Origin of the sequence: Pseudoalteromonas rubra, from assembly GCF_005887115.1 — a bacterium.
In the GTDB taxonomy this organism is placed as follows: Bacteria; Pseudomonadota; Gammaproteobacteria; order Enterobacterales; family Alteromonadaceae; genus Pseudoalteromonas; species Pseudoalteromonas rubra_F.
In genome coordinates this window covers 165,252-186,037 of the sequence record NZ_PNCJ01000009.1, presented here as the reverse complement: position 1 = coordinate 186,037, position 20,786 = coordinate 165,252, and the positions used below count along the sequence as shown (strand labels likewise).

The 20,786-nt window shown below is 48.8% G+C and carries 15 protein-coding genes; 8 read left to right on the top strand and 7 right to left on the bottom strand.

Going from position 1 to position 20,786, the window contains the following annotated elements:
• Window positions 1-46 precede the first annotated feature (46 nt).
• Window positions 47-2,230 (bottom strand): OsmC domain/YcaO domain-containing protein, encoded by a 2,184-nt coding sequence (locus CWB98_RS06910; protein ID WP_138544185.1) that lies wholly within the window; start codon window positions 2,228-2,230, stop codon window positions 47-49.
• A gap of 194 nt (window positions 2,231-2,424) precedes the next feature.
• Here CWB98_RS06910 and CWB98_RS06905 point away from each other — a divergent pair, with 194 nt between their 5' ends.
• The gene (locus CWB98_RS06905) at window positions 2,425-3,018 is read left to right on the top strand and encodes a hypothetical protein (protein ID WP_138544184.1); all 594 of its coding nucleotides are present in this window, start codon (window positions 2,425-2,427) and stop codon (window positions 3,016-3,018) included.
• 384 nt (window positions 3,019-3,402) lie between these two features.
• Here CWB98_RS06905 and CWB98_RS06900 read toward each other — a convergent pair whose 3' ends face one another.
• The gene (locus CWB98_RS06900) at window positions 3,403-4,308 is read right to left on the bottom strand and encodes a LysR family transcriptional regulator (RefSeq protein WP_138544183.1); all 906 of its coding nucleotides are present in this window, start codon (window positions 4,306-4,308) and stop codon (window positions 3,403-3,405) included.
• A 106-nt stretch (window positions 4,309-4,414) separates the two neighbouring features.
• On the opposite strand from CWB98_RS06900, the gene CWB98_RS06895 reads away from it, so the two are divergent.
• Window positions 4,415-5,581 carry an MFS transporter gene (locus CWB98_RS06895; protein WP_249364633.1) on the top strand — a complete coding sequence of 389 codons (1,167 nt, stop codon included), beginning with the start codon at window positions 4,415-4,417 and terminating at the stop codon, window positions 5,579-5,581.
• A gap of 22 nt (window positions 5,582-5,603) precedes the next feature.
• Window positions 5,604-6,161, top strand: coding sequence for a GNAT family N-acetyltransferase (locus tag CWB98_RS06890; protein ID WP_138544182.1), 558 nt, complete (start codon window positions 5,604-5,606; stop codon window positions 6,159-6,161).
• Window positions 6,162-6,492: 331 nt separating this feature from the next.
• On the opposite strand, the gene CWB98_RS06885 is transcribed toward CWB98_RS06890, so the two are convergent.
• From CWB98_RS06885 to CWB98_RS06870, 4 genes are all read right to left on the bottom strand, one after another.
• Entirely contained in the window at window positions 6,493-6,696 is a 204-nt protein-coding gene (locus tag CWB98_RS06885; RefSeq protein WP_138544181.1) for an EF-hand domain-containing protein, read from the bottom strand.
• A 74-nt stretch (window positions 6,697-6,770) separates the two neighbouring features.
• Complete coding sequence (locus CWB98_RS06880; protein WP_432765878.1) at window positions 6,771-6,980, bottom strand: EF-hand domain-containing protein; 210 nt, start codon at window positions 6,978-6,980, stop codon at window positions 6,771-6,773.
• Between the two features lie 20 nt (window positions 6,981-7,000).
• Window positions 7,001-7,216, bottom strand: a complete 216-nt coding sequence (locus CWB98_RS06875; protein WP_249364632.1) for an EF-hand domain-containing protein — start codon at window positions 7,214-7,216, stop codon at window positions 7,001-7,003.
• Between the two features lie 26 nt (window positions 7,217-7,242).
• Window positions 7,243-7,464 (bottom strand): EF-hand domain-containing protein, encoded by a 222-nt coding sequence (locus CWB98_RS06870; RefSeq protein WP_138544180.1) that lies wholly within the window; start codon window positions 7,462-7,464, stop codon window positions 7,243-7,245.
• A 300-nt stretch (window positions 7,465-7,764) separates the two neighbouring features.
• On the opposite strand from CWB98_RS06870, the gene CWB98_RS06865 reads away from it, so the two are divergent.
• The 5 genes from CWB98_RS06865 (at window position 7,765) to CWB98_RS06845 (ending at window position 13,640) form a co-directional block, all read left to right on the top strand.
• A complete protein-coding gene (locus tag CWB98_RS06865; RefSeq protein WP_171045601.1) occupies window positions 7,765-9,174 on the top strand; it encodes a HAMP domain-containing sensor histidine kinase in 1,410 nt (469 codons plus the stop codon).
• Window positions 9,171-9,710 carry a hypothetical protein gene (locus CWB98_RS06860; RefSeq protein WP_138544178.1) on the top strand — a complete coding sequence of 180 codons (540 nt, stop codon included), beginning with the start codon at window positions 9,171-9,173 and terminating at the stop codon, window positions 9,708-9,710. Before CWB98_RS06865 ends, CWB98_RS06860 begins: the two co-directional genes overlap by 4 nt.
• A complete protein-coding gene (locus CWB98_RS06855) occupies window positions 9,710-11,062 on the top strand; it encodes a sigma-54-dependent transcriptional regulator (RefSeq protein ID WP_138544177.1) in 1,353 nt (450 codons plus the stop codon). Before CWB98_RS06860 ends, CWB98_RS06855 begins: the two co-directional genes overlap by 1 nt.
• Before the next feature lie 216 nt (window positions 11,063-11,278).
• Window positions 11,279-13,234, top strand: coding sequence for a methyl-accepting chemotaxis protein (locus CWB98_RS06850; protein ID WP_138544176.1), 1,956 nt, complete (start codon window positions 11,279-11,281; stop codon window positions 13,232-13,234).
• Window positions 13,221-13,640, top strand: a complete 420-nt coding sequence (locus tag CWB98_RS06845; RefSeq protein ID WP_138544175.1) for a GNAT family N-acetyltransferase — start codon at window positions 13,221-13,223, stop codon at window positions 13,638-13,640. The genes CWB98_RS06850 and CWB98_RS06845 overlap by 14 nt, the downstream gene beginning before the upstream one ends.
• A 91-nt stretch (window positions 13,641-13,731) precedes the next feature.
• On the opposite strand, the gene CWB98_RS06840 is transcribed toward CWB98_RS06845, so the two are convergent.
• Complete coding sequence (locus tag CWB98_RS06840; RefSeq protein ID WP_138544174.1) at window positions 13,732-20,598, bottom strand: leucine-rich repeat domain-containing protein; 6,867 nt, start codon at window positions 20,596-20,598, stop codon at window positions 13,732-13,734.
• Window positions 20,599-20,786: the final 188 nt, after the last annotated feature.

Genomic DNA, 20,786 nt, shown 5'->3' with positions numbered 1-20,786 from the left:
AGCCCGCTGGTAGTTCACCTTGCGGGCTTTAGTAACACTTGGCGATTTACCCCTTGGCAAACTTAGCGCGTGCGGCGTGGAGCTTTTTGTAGCTATCGATTAAGCGCAGGTGCTTGTCCAGGCCTTCCAGTTGCATATTGGTTGGTGTCAGGCCATAGAATTTCACGTCGCCGTTGATAGAGCCGATCACGGCGTCCATCACTTCTTTGCCGAACATGCGGGTAAAGCTGTGGATGTAGTCTTCAATTTCAAGCTCTTCATCCAGTGCCACTTCCAGCGTCGCGTGCATTGCCTGATAGAACAAGCCGCGTTCAACGGTGTTGTCGTTGTATTGCAGGAAGGTTTCGACCAGCTCAATAGCGGCTTCAATGTCACCCAGCGCCAGATAGATGAGGATCTTCAGCTCTAAGATGGTCAGCTGGCCCCAAACCGTGTTTTCATCGAACTCTACGCCGATCAAAGTGATGATGTCGATGTAGTTATCAAGCTGGCTTTCTTCCAGGCGGTTAACCAAATCGGCCAGCGCTTCGTCTTCCAGCGAGTGAATGTTCAGAATGTCTTCGCGGTATTGCAGGGCTTTGTTGGTGTTATCCCAGATTAGGTCTTCTGCCGGGTATACCTCTGAGTAACCAGGTACCAGAATGCGGCAAGCTGTACCCATATCGGTAAACTCGGCAATGTAGGCTTCTTTGCCTAAGTCTTTCAAAATGGCGAACAATTTGTCGCACTCTTCTTCGTTGGTACCTGTGAAGTCCCACTCCACAAACTCATAATCGTGCTTGGCACTGAAGAAACGCCAGGAGATCACACCGGTAGAATCAATAAAGTGCTCTACAAAATTCTCCGGCTCAGACACTGCCATGCTGTTAAAGGTTGGCTTAGGTACGTCGTTCAGACCTTCGAAGCTACGGCCCTGTAACAACTCGGTCAGGCTGCGCTCCAGCGCAACTTCCAGGCTTGGGTGCGCACCAAAAGAGGCAAACACACCACCGGTTTTGGGGTTCATCAGGGTCACACACATAACCGGGAACTGGCCGCCCAGAGAAGCGTCTTTTACCACAACCGGGAAGCCCTGCTCTTCAAGACCTTTAATGCCCGCCACAATGCCCGGGAACTTGGCCAGTACCTCTTCAGGTACGTCCGGCAGCACGATTTCCTGTTCTATGATCTGCTTTTTCACCGCACGCTCAAAGATCTCAGACAAACACTGCACTTTGGCTTCAAACAGGTTGTTACCTGCGCTCATGCCGTTACTCAGGAACAGGTTTTCAATCAGGTTGGACGGGAAGTAAACCGTTTCACCGTCGCTGTGACGGGTGTAAGGAATAGAGCAAATACCACGCTCGATATTGCCCGAGTTGGTGTCTATCAGGTTTGAGCCGCGCAGCTCGCCTTCCGGATCGTAGATTTCGCGCGTGTAGCCGTCGAGGATCTCGCTTGGCAGTTCATCGTTGTCACCCGGTTTAAACCACTTTTCATTCGGGTAATGCACAAACTCAGCGTTGGCAATTTCTTCACCAAAGAACTGATCGTTATAGAAAAAGTTACAGTTCAGGCGTTCAATAAACTCGCCCAGTGCCGAACAAAGCGCGCTTTCTTTAGTGGCACCTTTACCATTGGTAAAACACATAGGTGATGCGGCATCACGAATGTGCAAAGACCAGACGTTAGGCACAATGTTACGCCACGACGCCACTTCGATTTTCATGCCCAGATCAGACAAAATACCGGTCATATTGGCGATGGTCTGCTCCAGTGGCAGGTCTTTACCCAGAATGAAGGTACTGGCATCTGACTCTGTGTTTACCATCAGCATAGCCTGTGCATCGTCATCCAGGCTCTCTACTGCTTCCACCTGAAACTCAGGGCCGGTCTGGATCACTTTTTTCACAGTACAGCGGTCAATGGAGCGCAAAATGCCCTGACGGTCTTTTTCAGAAATGCTCTCTGGCAGCTCTACCTGAATTTTAAAGATCTGGTTATAGCGGTTCTCGGGGTCAACAATGTTGTTCTGCGCCACGCGAATGCCGTCGGTCGGAATGTCGCGCGCATTACAATACACTTTCACAAAGTAAGCCGCACACAGCGCAGACGAAGCCAGAAAATAATCGAACGGGCTGGGGGCTGAGCCATCGCCTTTATAGCGAATAGGCTGATCGGCAATGACAGAAAAATCATCGAATCGAGCGTCAATTCGAAGATTATCGAGATAATTTACTTTGATTTCCATGGGGAAGGTTCCGGTGTATTGCAATCGAAAACCCACATTGTACTTGAGGTTGCAAGGCGGTGCCAATGCTGATGAAAGAAATCTACAAACCTACACAAATTAAGTCGCTAAATCCCTGTTATTAGATACAAAGGCGTGTTACTTTCTTGGCAATTAAACTCATCCGACAACACACTAGATAACAAGGATTTATTATGCGCAGCTATGTGTGGTTAGCACTTGGTTTAGGGCTGTTCTCAGGCTCTGCTATGGCTTCTAATACAGGCTTTGGTGTCACCCTCTACGGTGGACAAAGTAGTAACCAGGATTTACATACCAGTCAAAAAGCAGTGGTTGAGCTGGCCGATAAAAACCACTTTGGGGTAAGCTTTGACCGTTATTTGGATAAAAAACGCTACGGCTTTTTTTACAGTATGGTCGAAACTGAGTTCGAGGACTCCCCTATCTATAAGGTGGATATGGAGTATTTGATGTTTCAAAGTGCCATAGATGTGGATATTACGGATAATCTGGACAGTTACATTGGTGCGCAGATTGGTGTGAACAAGGTCACCCCTAACTTCGAAGAGCCCGACCACTTTTTTGCCGCGGGTTTTTATGGCGGTCTTAAATATGATTTGGGTGCCGGGTTCAGCGCACTGACTGAGTTACGCTGGCTGGCTTCGTCTATCAAAAACTCCTCTAAGGTGCGCTGTGATGGCAGCGACGAAGATGTCTGTGCGTGGCATTTCGACGGCGATGTGCTCAATCAGTTTCAGTTGAATGTGGGCCTGACTTACCGTTTTTAACTCGCTCGGCCGGCGTTATTTCGTCGGCCAGCTCTGTCATTGCGTATGGCGTATGTGTGCCTCTTAACGCTGCTCTGGATGCGGTTCTACTGGCCATCCGCTCCTAATTACCTTCCAGCTAAGTGGTTCCCGGCTCGTTGGCCGGGATGACGAGTTGGGTGGTTCGTTCAAACGACTAACCTGAAAAATCGACGGGCCCTGACTCAGCATAATTCACGACCCAGATATAACCGTTCGCAAGCCCTAACACACTTACCTGAATCATGCAGTGATACACCTAAGTCATCCCGCACTTGATGTTGGATCTACTGACTCTCAGCACTCCCTTTCAATACTGAGTAGTTCCCGGCTCGTTTGCCAAAATGGCGCGGTGTGAGGGCATTTTCAAGCCGGTAAATCCCCTCCTTCACCGCATTGCAGCGTGGCCTTAAGGTGCTCAATAAACAACCGGGTTTTACGGGGGGTATAGCTTGCCTTGGGGTAATAAGCCCAGAGTTGTTTTACCTCAGAACGAATATCCGGCAAGATGGGGACCAGTGCCCCGGAGCTTAATTCTCGCTCAATATAACTGGGTGCGATAAATAGCAGGCCAATCCCCTGCACAGCGGCCTTTAAAATGGCATCCAGATGATCGGTCACAAAATTATAATTTGTGAATTCAAACAATCGGCCATCTTCGAGCACTACCCCGCCAATTTTGTGATAATAGCTGCTCAGTAACATTTTGTGCTGCGCCAGGTCGTCAACACTGGCTATCTCATCACAGCGTGCCAGATATTCAGGCGCACCGAATAACTGCATCTGATAGTCGAACAAACGAGTACCCTTGTGTGACACTGAATCAAATGACTCATTGTACCTGGTGATCACCACATCATGCTGAAGATCTGGCGGCTCTCCTGGTGCCAGAACATTCAGATGAATCGTGATCTGCGGGTATTGCGCCAGAAATTGCTCTATTTTAGGCATTAACACACTACTGCCCACAGCCTGTGTGGCGGCAATCTTCAGGCTTCCCTGCAGCTCGCATGGTTCAGACTGAGCGCTTTCAACCAGTGCTTCAAATTGCGCCAGCCAATCTCTGGCACGAGGAAAGAAGTGCTGCCCTTGCTCCGTCAGATTGACCTGTCGGGTGGTGCGAATAAACAAGCTTTGTCCCAAGTGCCTTTCCAGCCAGTCAATGCGCTTACTCATAGCAGACGCTGATACACCCTGATGTTCCGCCGCTTTGGTAAAGCTCCCCAGCTCCGCCAGAACGCAAAAACTGCGTGTTGCCGTTAACCAATCCACTTAATTAATTCCTTACAGGAAATAGTATTTTAATTATTACCTTATTTTTAGGACAATGAAAGCGGCGTATAGTGCCTGGGTCAAATCTTCTGCGCCAGGAGTGCCTGTGTACTTATTTACTATGCTCGCTGTTTTACTGATGTCCTGCTCTCAGCTGGTCAGCCAGGTGTATATGCCTGTTTTGCCTGATATAGCAGATAGCCTGTTACTATCAAACAGCATGAGCCAGGCCATGATAATCAGCTACTTTATTACCCTTGGGGCGGCGCAACTGGTTGTCGGTCCGCTGCGCGATAAATATGGTGATCGGCCATTGTTTATTGCCGGGCAAATCATTCTGCTGGTCGGTACCCTGTTATGCGCCGTTGCACCAGATAGCAGCACCTTTTTAACTGGTCGAATATTACAAGGCGCAGGCTCCGCGTCACCGGTGTTGATAAGCCGCACTTTACTGGCCCAGCATCTATCTGGCGCAAAGCTCAAAAGTGCCATGGCGACGGTAGCCATCTCAGCCAGTGTCACCGCCATTATTGCGCCGTTACTCGGTGGCATGCTTAGCAGCTGGTTTGGCTGGCAGGGTTTATCTCTAGTGCTCATCACTTACTATTTGTTTATCACATTATTTGGCCTGAGCCTGCTCAAGACCCGAACCCCTCAGCCTATTGCAATTAACCCGATAAGCCTCATCCGACACTACCAAAGTATGGTCAGATGTCAGGTGTTTCTCTCCCTGGCAAGCTTCAAATGGGTGCCCACCTTTTTGTATTTAACGCTTCAACTGCACTTACCATTTTTACTTCAGGAGCGCTTTGGCTTTACCACCAGCCAGACTGGGCAGGCTATGATGCTGCCCATGGTGGGCCTGTTGCTGGGCGCCGTGTTTGCTAAGGTTTTGCAGCGTCATGTCAGCTATATGAAAATTGTCTTGTGGCTGTGGCCGGTATTATTTATGAGCGCACTGACTTTTCTGCTGGCCAGCGACAGCGCACTTGCCATACTGCTGGCGTATGCCGCCATCATGCTGGTATTTGGCGGGTACTTTCCCAGCTATATGCACTTAATCGGCTTGCTCCACCCCAATCAAGCGGGCACAGCAAATGCCCTGGTCGGGGCCATCGAGTTACTGATTTTTTCTGTGATTGCCTGGCTGGTTAATCTGTGGCTGCCAGACAACACACAAACTCTCTCACTGTTGATAGCAGTGTGCGCCGCGCTGTTGTTATTAAGCTGGCGTACTATCCGCATTCAGCGACCACATTTTGAACACACTTAACGTATACTTTTTGGGATCATTCATGTTCGAAAAACTCCATTTTAACACGGCCCGCCTTACCATTCGGCCATTGCAACAAAGTGATCTGCATGGCGTTTACGAAAGCAGACGTAACCCCAAGACATCCAGATATATTGGCGAACCGGCCACACTGGCAGATGCCCAGGCTCGCATTGACCGGGCCAGAGCCCCCTGGCAGGCAAACGAACACGAGCGGCTGCTGCTGGCCATTATCAGACGCGAAGACAATGTTCTGGTTGGCGAACTCATGTATAAGTTTTTGTGTCACAACGCTAAAACAGCTGAGATCGGATATCGTCTGAATGAAAAATATATCGGCCAGGGCTATGCCTTTGAGGCTGCAAACGGGCTTATAGAGGCTGCTTTTGCGCAGTTTGGGCTAAACAAGATCTGTGCATTCTGCGCGGTTGAAAATCAGGCTTCGTGGCGGCTGATGCAAAAGTTGGGTATGCAACAGGAGGCGCATTTACGCCAGCACTTCAAATTCAGCCATGGCTATTATGATGGCTATATGTATGGTCTGCTGCGCAGTGAGTATAAAATGACAGCAACGGCTTAATACCAATTTCACTAAATACCTGTTCAATTTGACGGAGCAAATATTACGCTAACGGCGTTAAAAATTTCTCATTTAGAACCTTTACCTAAGGTATAAGTTCGCAAATTTTTGCCTCGCCTATATGGATGTAGGTACCTCAGCGGTAGCAGGACGCGGGAGCGGTGTTATCGACAATATTTTCTCGCCTCAAAATAGAACACTTAATTAAGCAAATTGGTATAAGAAACGAAAAAGGCTCCCTTATCAGGAGCCCTGGCTCATGGAAGGATCCATGAAGACTGTTGCGTAAAAAAATACAAAATTGGGAGTGTGCCTGTGTTATGTCAGGCAGTTACAGGCGAAACTCCTGCTTAGACAATTTGCCATCGCCATTGCTGTCGAGTTTATCGAATTCAAAACTCAGTTCAGTCGATTCTGCCGCTTCCGACTTACTGATAAATCCATCGTCATTTTTGTCGAATGATGAGAATGTGCTTGCGGCATGCGCACCCAGGCTGGCCATCATCAATACTGCTGTGATCATTAACTTATTCATACTTAGCTCCTTAGCGTAAGATTTAAAGGTGAATTTGGGGAAATAGCGCGAAACGCGCCACTTGCTTTATTCTGTTATTGACGAAATTCCTGCTCGGAGAGCTTGCCGTCGCCATTGGCGTCAAGCTTGTCGAAGATGACCGTTAACGTTTCTGAGCCTGCCGCTTCAGATTTTGAAATAAACCCGTCGCCATCGGTATCAAAAGATGAAAATGAGCTGCTTGCTGCATGTGCGCCCAGGCTGGCCAGCATTAATACTGTGCTTAACATTAGTTTGTTCATCATTATTTCCTCACTAAATTGGCTTAAAAGTGACTAAATTCTTTGGCGCTCAGCGCACCGTCGCGATTTTTGTCCAAGCGTCTGAATGCCTCTGCGACCTGAGGGACCTGTTTCGCTTCTGACATACTGATCAACCCATCGCTGTTAATGTCCAGTAGCGCAAAATCTACCTCAGAGGCAAACGCAAGTGCGCTGGTGAGCATACCGATTGTCAGTACAAGTACATGTTTTATCTGCATAGTAACTTCTCCTTTGTGAGCACCTGTTAGCTGTTAAAGCCTGAAAATTCACTTCTGCTCAGCTGGCCATCGCCGTTGCTATCCAGATCTTTAAACTGGCCCATCAATCTGGGGTTGGCTTTTGATTCACTCAGACTGATAGTGCCATCGCCATCTGTGTCATACTTTTCGAAGTCACTGCCTGCAATCGCACCGGTTGCCAGTACAGTCAGACCCAAAGCCGCAATCATTGTCAGAGATGTTTTCATGTTACTTTCCTTCTGTTTTTGAATGTTTGCTGTTAATTCAGCTGCCGAGAAACCGCTGGGAGTTTGTTGGCTGCGTTTGACATGACTATTCCAACTTTGGTGCCAATTTAATTTTGTTTATTTATTTCATGCACTTATAAATTTATGGGTAAAAAAGTTCAGGTGGGATTAAGGCGGTTTGTTGCTAAATGGCAACACGGTTTAACCTGCGTTTTTGGCTCAACTATAAAAATCAACAAGTTACGTCTGTTGCTATTTGGCAACAGCGAACCAAAAACGTCCACAATAGCAAAGTCATTTATGCAGCAAGCCAGTTCAGGACTGCGCTCATGCGAGCCACTCCAACAATTTTTTTCTCAGGCACTATGGAAACAGGCACTAATCGCACTATTGCTGGCCCTGGTTCCTCTGTTATTGCTTACTCTGTGGTTTATTCAGTCGGTCGCCTACCAGCAGCAACAGGTTCAAGATATTTATACTAATAATCATAAGGTTACGTCAGAATTTAACGAACTGCGAAATGCCCTTATAGCGCTCGAAAAAGCCCAGCTGAACAATCAACTGCTACAAAGCGAAAAACTGCAAAAAAGTATCAATAAAAACTGGCACAAGCGTAAAAATGCGCTCAAAACACTGCTGATCACACTGGAAAAAAGCGCAGCCGTTGCAAATTGGCAACAGCCCCTGTCACAGGCCCAGGCTCCCGACAGTAAAACCTTGTCAGCCATGGTCGCAGTTCTGGCCCGTGAGTCACAATCGCTACAGCAGGCCCTCGACAAAACACTCGACGAAGCGCTGGCACAACAAAGTAAGATCCGCCAGCGCTTTTTAATCGGACTGAGCATGCTGTTACCGACCCTGATTGGACTCAGTATCTGGCTGATCAAACGGATCTCCCGCCAGTTATTTCAGCTGGAGAAGGTCATTGCCGTCGTTGGTGACGGTCAATTTACTTCTCCCATTCGATTATCAGGAAGCCATGAGTTCACACAGTTGGGGGAGCGTCTTGAACAGGTTCGCAATGAGCTGACCGCCAGTAAGCAACAAAAAGAGACCTTTTTGCGCCATGTATCGCATGAGTTAAAAACCCCGCTAGCCTCCATCAAAGAAGGCACAGAGTTACTGAATACGCCTCACCTGGGGCAGCTCAACGACAAGCAGCGGCGCGTAACCGGCATTCTGAGCTCCTCAGTGACAAAGCTCACTCAACTGATTGAAGATCTACTCACATTTAGCGCTGCCAGCCATCCGCATAATCAACAGGCGCGTTGTAGCGCCCAGGCAATCAAAGAACAGCTTGAGGAGCACTTTGCACAGCGACTACAAGGCGCAGGTATTCAAATTGACTGGCGCTTTAACCCCGCGCTCACTCAATTGCCCGAAATGCCTGTCAAACTGGCACTGACACACCTGCTTGGCAACGCCATTCAGTATACCCATAGCCAAATCAGCATAGATCTGACAGACACGCCAGACCACTGGCAAATCAGTATCCGTGATGATGGACCCGGGCTCGACCCACAAGAAGCCAATCACCTGTTTAAACCCTTTGTCAGAGGCAAACAGAGTGACCCGATTGCAGGCAGCGGACTGGGACTGGCCATTGTCGAGGAATGTGTGAATCAGATTGGTGGCCAGCTAGGGTGGCAAAATACCCACCCGGGCTGTGAATTTAGTTTAACTTTGCCAAAACAAGGAATAAGCAAATGAAAATCCCGTTGTTGAGCTTAGTGCTCGTTGTCAGCCTGAGTGGCTGCCAGCTGAGTCCCAATAAACACAAAAGTAGCTTTATCGGGCCAAGCAAAACGGTGAGTCCGGACTATGCACCACTGACAGTTCTGCTCGAACGTTATTTGCAGATTTGCCAGCAGGCTTTGCCTGCGAAGCATAACAAATCGGCGCGTTATATCGGTCAGGCTGCTATTGAAACCTTTATGTACGACTACTGCAACACAGTGTCTACGACCAAGCAGTTGCGGGCAATTACCGCCATAGAGCAAAGCCAGCCCTGGCCACAGCACTATCAGCTGTGGTTTAGCACGCTTAAACAACAGACACAGGTGCTGCGGGGACAAAAAATCCGCCTGCATCGCAGCAACGCGAAACTAACCCAGATCCAATCACAACTGAGCCAAACCAGTCAGGCACTAATGACGCTCAAACAGGAGCTGGCCGACATAGAGCAGCAAAGACTTCAGGACGCGCCCCTGATTGAATCCCCTCAAGCACCCAAGGAGCAACAATAATGTCTTATGCAGAAATCGATATCACAGCTCCTCTGCCCGCAACGCGCAGCACCTCCATTTTGCTGGTAGACGACGACCCGGCCCTGAGCGAATTACTGGCAATGCGGCTGGAAAGCCATGGTTTTGAGGTTACACTTGCCAGCAGTGGTCATGCGGCATTGCGACAACTTGCAAATACGTCCATCGATTTGGTGCTCACAGACTTACGTATGGATAATATGGACGGTCTGGCCCTCAACCAGAAATTACAGGCCAACTACCCGGGCCTGCCCGTGATCATGATGACCGCACATGGCTCAATCCCCGATGCCGTTGATGCCATTCAGCAGGGGATCACCGCCTTTATCACTAAGCCTATCGACAGTGATGAACTGCTTGCAGCCATCAACAAAGCGCTGCCAGACAAAAGTACGTTACACGCGCCAGATCCAGATAATTTCCACGGTTTGTATCACCAAAGTGCGAGCATGCGCCAGCTGGTGCAACAAATCAAAGCCATCGCCCCCAGTCAGGCCAACATTCTGATCCAGGGCGAAAGCGGTACAGGTAAAGAAGTGACGGCTCGGGCTATTCATCGCGCGAGCAGCCATGCTGAGGGACCATTTATAGCCATAAACTGTGGCGCCCTGCCCGCGCATCTGCTGGAATCTGAATTATTTGGCCATAAGAAAGGGGCGTTTACCGGTGCAATCACAGATAAACAGGGACTGATCCAGGCCGCCGATCAGGGCACATTATTACTGGATGAAATCGGGGATATGCCGCTCGACTTACAAGTAAAATTGCTGAGAGTCTTGCAGGAAAAAACGGTTCGTCCAATCGGTGGGCAGCATGAGCAAGCCGTTAATGTTCGGATCCTCTCGGCAAGCCATAAAAATATTGCTCGGGCCGTGAGTGAAGGAGCGTTCAGAGAAGACCTTTACTACCGGCTTAACGTTGTGCAGTTGTCTCTGCCAGCGCTCAAAGATCGTGTTGAGGACATTCCCTTGCTCGCCAGCCTGTTCTTAAAGCAGCTCAGTAAATCACCCAAGCGCCTCTCGCCGGATGCTGTCACTGCACTGTTAAACTATGCCTGGCCCGGCAATATCCGCCAGTTACACAATGTAATTGAGTATTGTGTCGCAATGACATCTGGTACTCATATTTCAGAGGACAGCGTATTCAATGCCTTGCCGGCACAGGATGATCGTCAGGCGTTTGTCGGCCTCAATGATGCCAAACGGCAGTTTGAACGAGATTACATACTTAAGGTGCTGGCCTTGTGTCAACACAATGTGCCGCAAGCCGCTAAACTTGCACAACGAAACCGCTCCGACTTTTATAAGCTCATGAAAAAGCACGACATTCAATAATCTCTTGCTCAAAAAGACACACTTTGCAGAAGCGCTAATATAGCTTGGCGCATCGCTCAGCCTCAGACAGCCACAGTTACTTTTCTTACAGTGCGCCTTGTTCAACCCTCAGAAGTTTGCAATATTAACCGAAAGCCCATAAATTGGGCTAATTCGGAGCAATCTGCTCCGTTCACAACTACACTATTATTACAATAAAAACCGAGGTGGTTGCCCATGAGAATGCGTAAAAAGCTGATTTTAAGCTTTGTAATGACTGTCATCATTCCAATTCTTGCAATATCCATCATGAGTATCTCGCGAACCAAACAAGAGTCACTGGACCGATTCTTAGAGACGTCAGTCAATGAGATACGACAAATAGAAAACGCGTTTATCATCTTCTTTGATCAGATGAAAAGTAATGCCCGATTCTTAGCGCAAAGTAAAACCGTGCAATCCGTCAGCAAGGACACAACCACCTATTTTGGTGCAGAGAAAATGATGACGCCGGAGGCCTCTGGTAAAGCAGAAGCAGAGATTTTTGACCTGTACACCACCTTTGGCAAAACTCACCCCGAGTTGCTATTCGTTTATCTGGGCACCCGTGATGGTGGTTTTATTCAGTATCCTGCGGAGCCATTAGGCAATTATGATCCGCGCAAAAGACCCTGGTATCAACAGGTCAGCTCCAATCCATCTCAGGTGGTGATCACTGAGCCTTATCAGGGTGTTACCGGACAGGCAATGGTTTCCGTTGCAACCGGGATCATGAAAAACGGCCAAATGCTCGGCGTTCAGTCTCTGGATGTGACCTTGTCGACACTGACCGATATTGTCAGCAACATCAAACTGGGCAACACCGGCTATTTGTTGTTACTCGACAATCAGGGCACTGTGCTGGCAGACCCCAAAAACGCCGAAAATAACTTTAAAAATATTCGTGATTTGAGTGACGCCCGATATCAGGCTATCCGAAACGCGGGGGATGCACCTTTCATTACACTGGAACACCAGGATAAAACCTTTAATGCCAAGTTTTATCGCTCTGAGGAACTCGGTTGGACCTTTATTGCTATCATTGAAGAAGATGAGATCCTCACCTCGTCTTACAACATGACTTACAGCATCAGCATCATCGCTGTGATAATGCTGGCCTTGTTCGTCGTCATCGCCATTGTACTGGCCAACAAAATTGTCTACCCCATAGAAATGGTTTCAGATGGCCTCAAGGAAATCGCCCAGGGTGAGGGCAACTTATCTAAACGACTACAGGTGATAGGTAATGATGAGATCAGCGAGCTGGCAACCTGGTTTAATCAGTTTCTAAACTCAATAAATGCGCTGGTTAAGGACATTCAGAACAACGCCAGAACACTCAATGGTGAAGCGCAAACTTCTCAGTCACGGATAAACGACATCCGGGACCAGTGCCGCCATCAGGAAAAAACCTCACAAACCGCCACGGATACCACGCAATCCATGGCGAGTATGGCGATGACGGTCAGTGATAACTGTGGCGATGCACTCAACGAAATTTCGACCACAGAACAACACACTCAAACCGGTAACCAAATGATCCAAAGTACAGTGACTCAAGTGGCTAAGCTCAATGATTCACTTGGCGATTCGGCCACCGCCATGAGCAAGCTCGAAAACGAAAGTAATAACATCACCAACATTTTGGAGGTGATCCGTACCATTGCCGAGCAAACCAACTTACTTGCTTTGAATGCAGCCATTGAAGCCGCTCGTGCCGGCGAACAAGGCCGTGGTTTTGCTGTCGTGGCCGATGAAGTACGAACACTGGCTCAGCGTTCTCATGATGCAACTCAGGACATTGAACAAGTCCTGACTAAACTGATTGAACAAACCCGCAGTGTTTCTGAACGCATGACTGCCAGTGTTGATGAGTCTAAGCAAGCCATCGAACAGTCGGAACTGGCTCATCAGGCCTTCGACGACATCGCCAGCTCGGTCTCTCGTGTTAAGACCATCATCGCTGATATTTCCCGTCAAGCCAATGCTCAGGGTGAGGCCGCCGAGGAAACTCAGTCTCGCATCCAGGGCGTCAGTCAATCGGTGCAGCAAGTAGGAGACTCCGCCGATGCGCTGCATGCTGGGGCAACGCAACTAGTTGAGCTGGCCAATAACCTTGACCAACTAGTGGACAGATTTGATGTTGACGACTGATTTGGAGATCTTGCAATCACCACCCGCAGCGACCGAGTTCAGTGCGCTGCGTGCCAGTGTCGGGTGGCAAAACCCGCCCCTGGAGCAAGTAGCAGTCAGCATCGAATCTTCACTGTACTGGGTGCAGTGTCGCAAGGAGCAGCAACTGGTTGCCTGCGGTCGGGTCGTTGGTGATGGCTATATGTACTTTTACATCCAGGACGTCATTGTGCACCCGGATTATCAGGGTTGCGGCCTGGGTCATATCGTTATGGATAACATTGAGCAATACTTATCGACACAGTGTCACAGTGGCGCAACTGCAGCATTGCTGGCGGCACATGGTAAAGAGGCTTTCTACCAGCGCTACGGCTACGCCTTGCGTGATGGCCAATCGCTGGGACTGGGAATGTGTAAGTTTTACTGAGTTTGTAAAACGTGTGTATCACTGCCGCAACCCACGGAGCTTGGCAATGGCCCTCGCGAATACCAGAGACTTTCGCGAAGGCTCGCAGGCATTAATGTGTCAGGATCGTACATTCAGACGGTACCGATAAATCACGGCACAGAAATCCCCGGATCTGCCCTTGATTAATGATCAAAAACTCTCTGGCCTGGTCGCTCAATTCGCTCCCTGCAAGAAATAGCCTGATATTTCGCTGACTGCCTGTTGCAGTCAGACTGCTCAGGGTATTGCCTGCAAAATATATCTCTGTGTTTTCCATACCATCAGGCAGGTGCAGTTCAGTCACCTCAGTATTACTTATATCCAGGTGCTTTAACCGTGCCTCAAGTGCCAGTTGTGATATCGGTGTATGGTTTATCACTAAAGTACGCAGCTCATTCATAGTCGCAATATCCACTTCCTCGAGCTGCGTGTAAGACAAGTTCAGGGTGTGTAGCCGAGAATTAAACCTAACACCAAATTGCGTCAGAGGATTATGTGACAAATCCAGTGAATTCAGGTTCCGGAGCCCCAAAGCCTCAAACGTCGACAACTGATTACCCGACAGACTGAGATTATACAACCACGGATTATCCTCTGGTAATTTGACACTTGCTATCTGATTATCGTCCAACCACAAACGACGCAATTTAGCATCATCAGGCACAGTCAGCGAAGTCAGCTGGTTCCCCTTGGCACTTAGGTGCTCAACATGCGATCCAGTTAGATCCAACGTGGTTAAACGTGCGTTATCAATCTCTAACCAATCCAGCGCTGGCATGGTCGTTAACGCTATACTGGTCAGGTGTGTGCTTGACAAGATCAGCTTTTTCAGCGGCACATTTCGCGCTGAAACAAAGTACTCAAGCGGCGTATGCTGAGCACTCAAGTGATATATTTCACGATTTTCGGTGATATCCAAAGCCGACAGCTGAGTATGGTCGAGTTTAGCGTGCGTCAGTTGAGGAAAACGGCTCAGCTCCAACTGGCTCAGAGGCGTGTTGTCCAGCCACAGCATTTCTACTGGCAAAGTCGCATCCACAAAAGTAATTTCTTCCAGCTGACTGTTGCTTGCCTGGAGCGAGGTCAGGTTTTGTAATCCGCTGAGATCCAACCGGCTTATTGCACTGCCAGACAGATCGAGTCTGGTCAAGCTTGTTTGCCCGCTCAGTGCCAGACTAGCCGGGCCGCCTTGTGTTATGGACAACGAGGTCAATGCACTCCCTTGTGGCAAGGTGAGTGCTGTAAGCTCAGGCAACGCAAGGCTGAGCTTCTCTAAACCGCTCATACTACTTAGGTCCAATTCTGTAATGGCAATATCACTCAGTGATAACTCATTTATCTGAGTCAAAGTATTGAGTTCGGCCAAGGCTGACGGGCTGATCTGTGCCGCACTACGCAGCTGCAAAGAGGTCAGCTGCGAAAACTGCGCCAGACCTGAAATATCCGTCAGTGTTAGATTATCTTGTCCATTGCAGGACAAATGCGTTCTAAACTCAATGTGCCTGTCGGGAGCCTCATTGTACTGATCAACACAGGCACCCAGGAACGGATCGGTCATTTCCAGCCGTGCAGATTGGCTGCCGAGCCAGGGTTCAAACCGTGCGCTGATATGGCAAGCACTGGCAATCCCTGGGCCATAAAAATGCAACACCCGCTCATTTTCATAGTCAAAGGACAAATCACACCCAGATAAAGAGGACAACACCTGATCTTGCTGATATGAGATCTCAACACCTATCCGCCTGCCGTATAATATGTAAGAGCCGGATATGTCGGTTACAACCTCTCCGCCAGGACCCACATCTAACGTCACCTCATAGGCTGGTACCTCGTAGCGAAGAAAGTGCTGATCAGCAACTTGGCAGTAATTGCCCCGCGCATAGCGGCACACCAAAACCCCTTCGCTTGTGCTCTCTATGATTTCAAGCTGATATTGCTGTGCATCACCAAAAAGCAATTTCCCCTGCTCAATAGCAACCTCAGTGGCACCTTCTCCCTCAATAAACAAATACTGTTTGATGCCCTGCTCATGCTGTTGTTCAAAGAAACGCCAGTAGCGCGTTTGCTCTGCCGTAACTTCATATAGATAATTAGAAGAAGGCGTATCAATACCGGCTTCAAGTTCAAGCTCAGCACGGAAAAATTGCGCTTCAAACTGTGTCAAACTGGGGTTGTTATCCAATTCAAACTGGCGTATCACAGCTTCAGAATTGCTTAAGCTTTCATTGATCAGCACAAATAGCGTATCGTCTTGCTTACTGAGTACGGTGTACGTTTTGTGGTACCCCAATACACATTGAGGGTCATCGATACTGCAAATCGGATCGAACATCTCAAGCTCAGTGTTATACGCCGCAGACACAGATAAAGTCGAACCACTTATTGACGCCTGCTCCGCCCCATTAAACTTACTGGTGCGATATGTACCATCTGTATACAACTCAAAACCATTACTCTGATTCGCAGACTGATAGCGCCACTTACCTGCCAATTGCGTCAGTTGCAGTGGCTGCGCTTCGCGCTTGATCAGCAAACCGGCCCCCTGTTGAAACCAGTCATTGTGATATCCCGAGCTGGTCTTCTTAACATCCTCAATCACGAACTGATAGCCCCATTTGGATTGACGAATTAATTTAAACTCGGCTATCAGAGTGCCAGAACGTGCAGACAGTCGCAGTCGGTTTTGCTCTGTCAGCGACCAGTTCAGTTCATGGTGCTGTGCCCAGGGAGTCTGCTCTCCCGCACGTAACTCACCGGTGTGGTCAGCATTTAGGTTAAACAACAGATGCTGCTGAGTATGTGTTTGCTGCGACTCGGCATACTCGCCAAAAGTCAGCGCCCATTGGCCTGCCAAGACTTGTGGTTCGATAGCAAGCGCTTCAAGGTCTTTAGCAAACTGGATCTGAGTCGTGTATACCGTGCGTTTGACCACAGAGTCATGGTGCCAGCTCAAATAAACACCGTCCGGTTGATACTCAAATGCAAACCCTGTGACAATGTGCGTTTTGCCCTGACCATCGCGCACTGACACGGTTCGGCCGTCATTCAAACGTGCAACATAGAGAGACTCGCTCTGTTGGATAATTGTAAAATCAACAACGTGTGTTCGGGTTGTCAAAGTGCCTGTGCCATTGCGATGGATATTCATATACCAGCTATGCGGGACATCTCCACTGTCTACAAGCACTACATTCCTGCCGATATGTGGAGCGGTGCGCTTAAAGCTGGCGTTAATGGTGCAGCTCTGTTGGGGCTCAGTCACTGAATACAGTAACGTGCCATTGTCGCTTTCTTTGAGCACGCCCTGGCAACCCGATATCTCGTCAAGTTCAAAGCCTCGCTCTGGTAAAATCAAGGTTTCAAAGCTTTGTTTATAGCTCACTGTATTCACCGAGGGCTGTAAGGCCCCCTCACCCGACACCACATACTCAATATCCAGATTTGGGGCTAAAAACTGGTAATAGAGCGAATTTGTCTCATTACAGCTCTGCAGGCCCACATCTTCGCGTAAACACAAAGTGATACCCTGCTGATCTGCATCGGTCAGTGTTAAATAACGTGTTGTGCTACGGTCGATTGTTACAAGTTTAATGTCTTCACCGGCCATAGAAGCCCAATACTTTTGCTCGCCAATATAGATTGCCTCTGCACAGTCGGGTTCAGGAGAGAAAGGTTCGCAATGCTGACCTCCCTGCAGGTGCACTACGCCTTGTGCAGTCAGGCCAAATAAACTGGCTGTGCTGGCAAATGCCCCGCTGCTGCTGGCCTTAAAAATGCCATCGGTCAATCGAGGTGTGCTCAGCACATCATCGCTTAACTCGAACACGTACAGCTGACGTTTGGATACCTCAGCACTCAGCAGATTGCTGGCCGTTGCATACTCCACCGCGATCAGGTCGTCCTGAACACTAAGTAAACGATACGCGGCGGTTAGTTTGGCTTCGCACTGTAACAAAGATACATCACACCAGGGAGTATCTAGGCCTGCAAATTCAAAACGCTGCTGTATCAGCCTGCCGTCTTGTTTGTCGCCCCAAACATTGCGGCGCCAGAGGTAATGGTAGTGATTGTCCTCATCAATGCTAAACACTTCGCTTTCACCTTGTCTGAAGAGCAGGTTCCAGATGCGAGTGTAGTTAAGCTCGTCGAAGCTGGTTTTTTGATGGCGTACCATCACGCCTGGCACCATGACTTTACCTTGTCCGGCGTCGTACTCAATCAGCAGCTGGTACCCGAGGGGAAACTCTCTGAGTATGTACATACGGTAAGGTACAGTGTCCAGGTTAAGTTCAAGTTGCGCGCCCTGAAGCTGCCAGTGTATAAAATCAGTCGTCACTCCCGACTCAACGCGCGCCGAGCCATCGCTCAACAGGTTTATATCATAGTGGTGTTCCTGGCTTGCAGGGTGAGCAAAACTCATTGACCATTGGCCAAAAAAGTCACTTGCTGAATACGCCCGTAAATCATCCACGGCTACCAAACGGGTGTACCATGAAGCACTCTGGCTGCCAGGTATACTCACGCTTGCAGCAAGGTTGCCATCCGGGTCTTTGCTCAGTGACAGATGCAATTGTTCAGCAAAATAATCAGGCTGCGCAGCAACCCCGTTACGATAGATGCTAAGTGACTGGCTGAGTGTAAGCAGGATATCTGACTCCACCTGAGACCAGTTAAAAGGTACGCTTGCAGTGGCGTTCAGCACACCTGTTCCGTCCTTATTCAATGTCAGCGACGCAGCAAAGCCATTGAAATAGCTCAGTTCACTCAACAAATAGCGGCCCTCAGGCACCGCTTTGGCAGGCTCGAACAAATTTGGGTTTTGGGCAACCTGATGGCGTACTCGGTCAGCGGCTTCACCATATTCACGCTGGTATTGACGTAACTGACGTTTGGTGGCGGGTAAATTTTTTGCCAGAGCGACAAGATCCGGATAGCCATTGGGCAGGTTTAAATTTCGTTCAGACACACGACTGAAGTCATAAAACAGACCCGTTAAGGCGCGTTTTTCAGTCGGGTCTAAACTCGCACGCGCTTCACGCAATTGCTGCTGGGTGATTGGTAGCCCCAGGTCGCTTTGCAGTAGCGCAAATTCTGCAGTCGTTGCCGCGTTGATATTGACAGCAAACAACTCCTCTTCTGTCAGGACCTTGTCGTCCCCCCCAAGCGCAATCAGGTGCTTTACTTCCCCCAACACAGAAGCCGCTGCACGCATGGGGTTATTCTCTTGATGTGCTGTTAATGCAATCATGGCGTTCGCTTGCGACTCATCCAGCTCCAATGTCAGGACGTAACGCCCTGCTTCATCGACAGCCACAGTCTGCGCGACGTCGTTAACCTGTGCGGTCACTTGGGTATTGCTGACGGGGGGTTCCTTAGCAAATACCTCACCTGAAATGGTCAACATATGCTTGAGCGCCTGAATTGTCAGCTCTGTCTGTGCCTGTACCTGATTACCCAGAGTATCTTTGACCATAAGACTTACTGTAACAGGTAAGTCTTCTTGAATATCAGTACTTTGCAACGTCATTTGCTCGCTAAGATCCCCTTCAGCACTTAGCAGATCTTTACCGTTATGTGTCCAGGTATAGTTGGCTACCCGGTTATGAGGGTCATAAAGTTGCGCGCTAAAGGTGACAGGCTGCTGCTCTATGAGCGCTTGTGGCCCTACGTTTATGGACACCTCCGGCAGAGCACGTACCGTTATACTTGTCTCTGTACGGCTTTGAGCACCATCGTCATCCGTCACGATGACAAATATGTTCAGCTCTGTGTCCTGCCTGACGTCCATGTGGCTGAGCACCAACTCGGCCCCCGTATTATCACCAATACTGAGTGATACATCACCTTCGTAGCCCCAGTCATAGTGACTAATTACACCGTCAGGATCATTCGCTTGTGCGGTAATAGTCACACTTTGGTTTTCCATCACTTGCACTGGGGACACCAAGGTCACTTCGGGGGCACGATTTGGCAGAGGAAGTAACTCGACCAAATGGGTAGCCTGAGCCGACAGCGCCTGATCATCACTGACCACAAGCGTAAAGGTAACGGTCTGTGGTTCATTCATCTGTGGAACAGTAAAGCTAAGCTCAGGTGTATGAACGTTTGACAATTGCAGTGGCAGGTTGCTGTCTGAAGACCATTGGTATTGACTAATCTTCCCATCCGGGTCGCTGGCATTCGCACTGAGTATTACGGTTTCTTGCACACGGGCTTGGCCAGCCCCTTCAATACTGACAATGGGTGCTTTATTTGGCTCGGGGTCTGATGGTCCGGTGCTGTTTGCAGCAAATTTTACAACGTGTGCAAACTGATAAGTACGCCCATGTACATCTTTCACCGAAAGGGTAAAAGTCACAACCACAGGTGAGGACAATGTCGGTGTCGCCACCGTCAACACCGCTGATTCTTGCCCTGAGAGGGTTAGCTCAAGCTCGCTGTCATGTTGCCACTGATAACTGATCACCTCCAGACCGTCAGCCTGCCCTTCAAATGTCACGGTGTCAGCATCCGTGACTGCTTCAGGGCCAGCTACTGAAACAGTCACCGACTCACCTGCTTTGAATACAATGGTATGACTGGCTTGCACTGTCCTGTCCAGCTCATCTGTTACGGTTAACGTAAACACCGCATCGCCATCTGCTTCAATGTCCTGGCTGGTTACAGTCAGACTCGACTGCGTCAGGTCCGATACGTCCAGCGCCAGTTCTGATTCATAATGCCATTGATAAGTTACCGCGCCAGAGGAGTTATCAACACTGGAGGTCAAGGTGTGCGAAGTTAATTCTGCGACTTCGTTATTACCTGTGACCTCAACGACCATCGGCTTTATGGTGGGTTGCTGAGCTTCATTGCTACTACCACCACCACAGGCAACCAGCGTATTTATAGTCAGAATAATAAAAAAGAGACGGGAAAAATAACGGAACGATTCCATGAGCTAAACTAAATCCTTGAAGCATAAGAGGGAAATAAATCCAGCCAATTATACCCTTTTAAGAAACAGCTTCAAGATGAAAAGTTTATAAACCTATGATTACATTAACTTTTGCATGATTTCCGATCAATGATAGAAAATTTCCTTGCGACTCATTTAGCCAGAATACCCCGGTAACAGGCTTACAG

Bases quoted from the DNA above. Each gene is read 5' to 3' on its own strand.
- CWB98_RS06910 (WP_138544185.1), bottom strand. From the start codon at position 2,230: ATGGAAATCAAAGTAAATTATCTCGATAATCTTCGAATTGACGCTCGA.
- CWB98_RS06905 (WP_138544184.1), top strand. From the start codon at position 2,425: ATGCGCAGCTATGTGTGGTTAGCACTTGGTTTAGGGCTGTTCTCAGGC.
- CWB98_RS06890 (WP_138544182.1), top strand. From the start codon at position 5,604: ATGTTCGAAAAACTCCATTTTAACACGGCCCGCCTTACCATTCGGCCA.
- CWB98_RS06885 (WP_138544181.1), bottom strand. From the start codon at position 6,696: ATGAATAAGTTAATGATCACAGCAGTATTGATGATGGCCAGCCTGGGT.
- CWB98_RS06880 (WP_432765878.1), bottom strand. From the start codon at position 6,980: ATGATGAACAAACTAATGTTAAGCACAGTATTAATGCTGGCCAGCCTG.
- CWB98_RS06875 (WP_249364632.1), bottom strand. From the start codon at position 7,216: ATGCAGATAAAACATGTACTTGTACTGACAATCGGTATGCTCACCAGC.
- CWB98_RS06870 (WP_138544180.1), bottom strand. From the start codon at position 7,464: ATGAAAACATCTCTGACAATGATTGCGGCTTTGGGTCTGACTGTACTG.
- CWB98_RS06865 (WP_171045601.1), top strand. From the start codon at position 7,765: ATGCAGCAAGCCAGTTCAGGACTGCGCTCATGCGAGCCACTCCAACAA.
- CWB98_RS06860 (WP_138544178.1), top strand. From the start codon at position 9,171: ATGAAAATCCCGTTGTTGAGCTTAGTGCTCGTTGTCAGCCTGAGTGGC.
- CWB98_RS06855 (WP_138544177.1), top strand. From the start codon at position 9,710: ATGTCTTATGCAGAAATCGATATCACAGCTCCTCTGCCCGCAACGCGC.
- CWB98_RS06850 (WP_138544176.1), top strand. From the start codon at position 11,279: ATGAGAATGCGTAAAAAGCTGATTTTAAGCTTTGTAATGACTGTCATC.
- CWB98_RS06845 (WP_138544175.1), top strand. From the start codon at position 13,221: ATGTTGACGACTGATTTGGAGATCTTGCAATCACCACCCGCAGCGACC.
- CWB98_RS06840 (WP_138544174.1), bottom strand. From the start codon at position 20,598: ATGGAATCGTTCCGTTATTTTTCCCGTCTCTTTTTTATTATTCTGACT.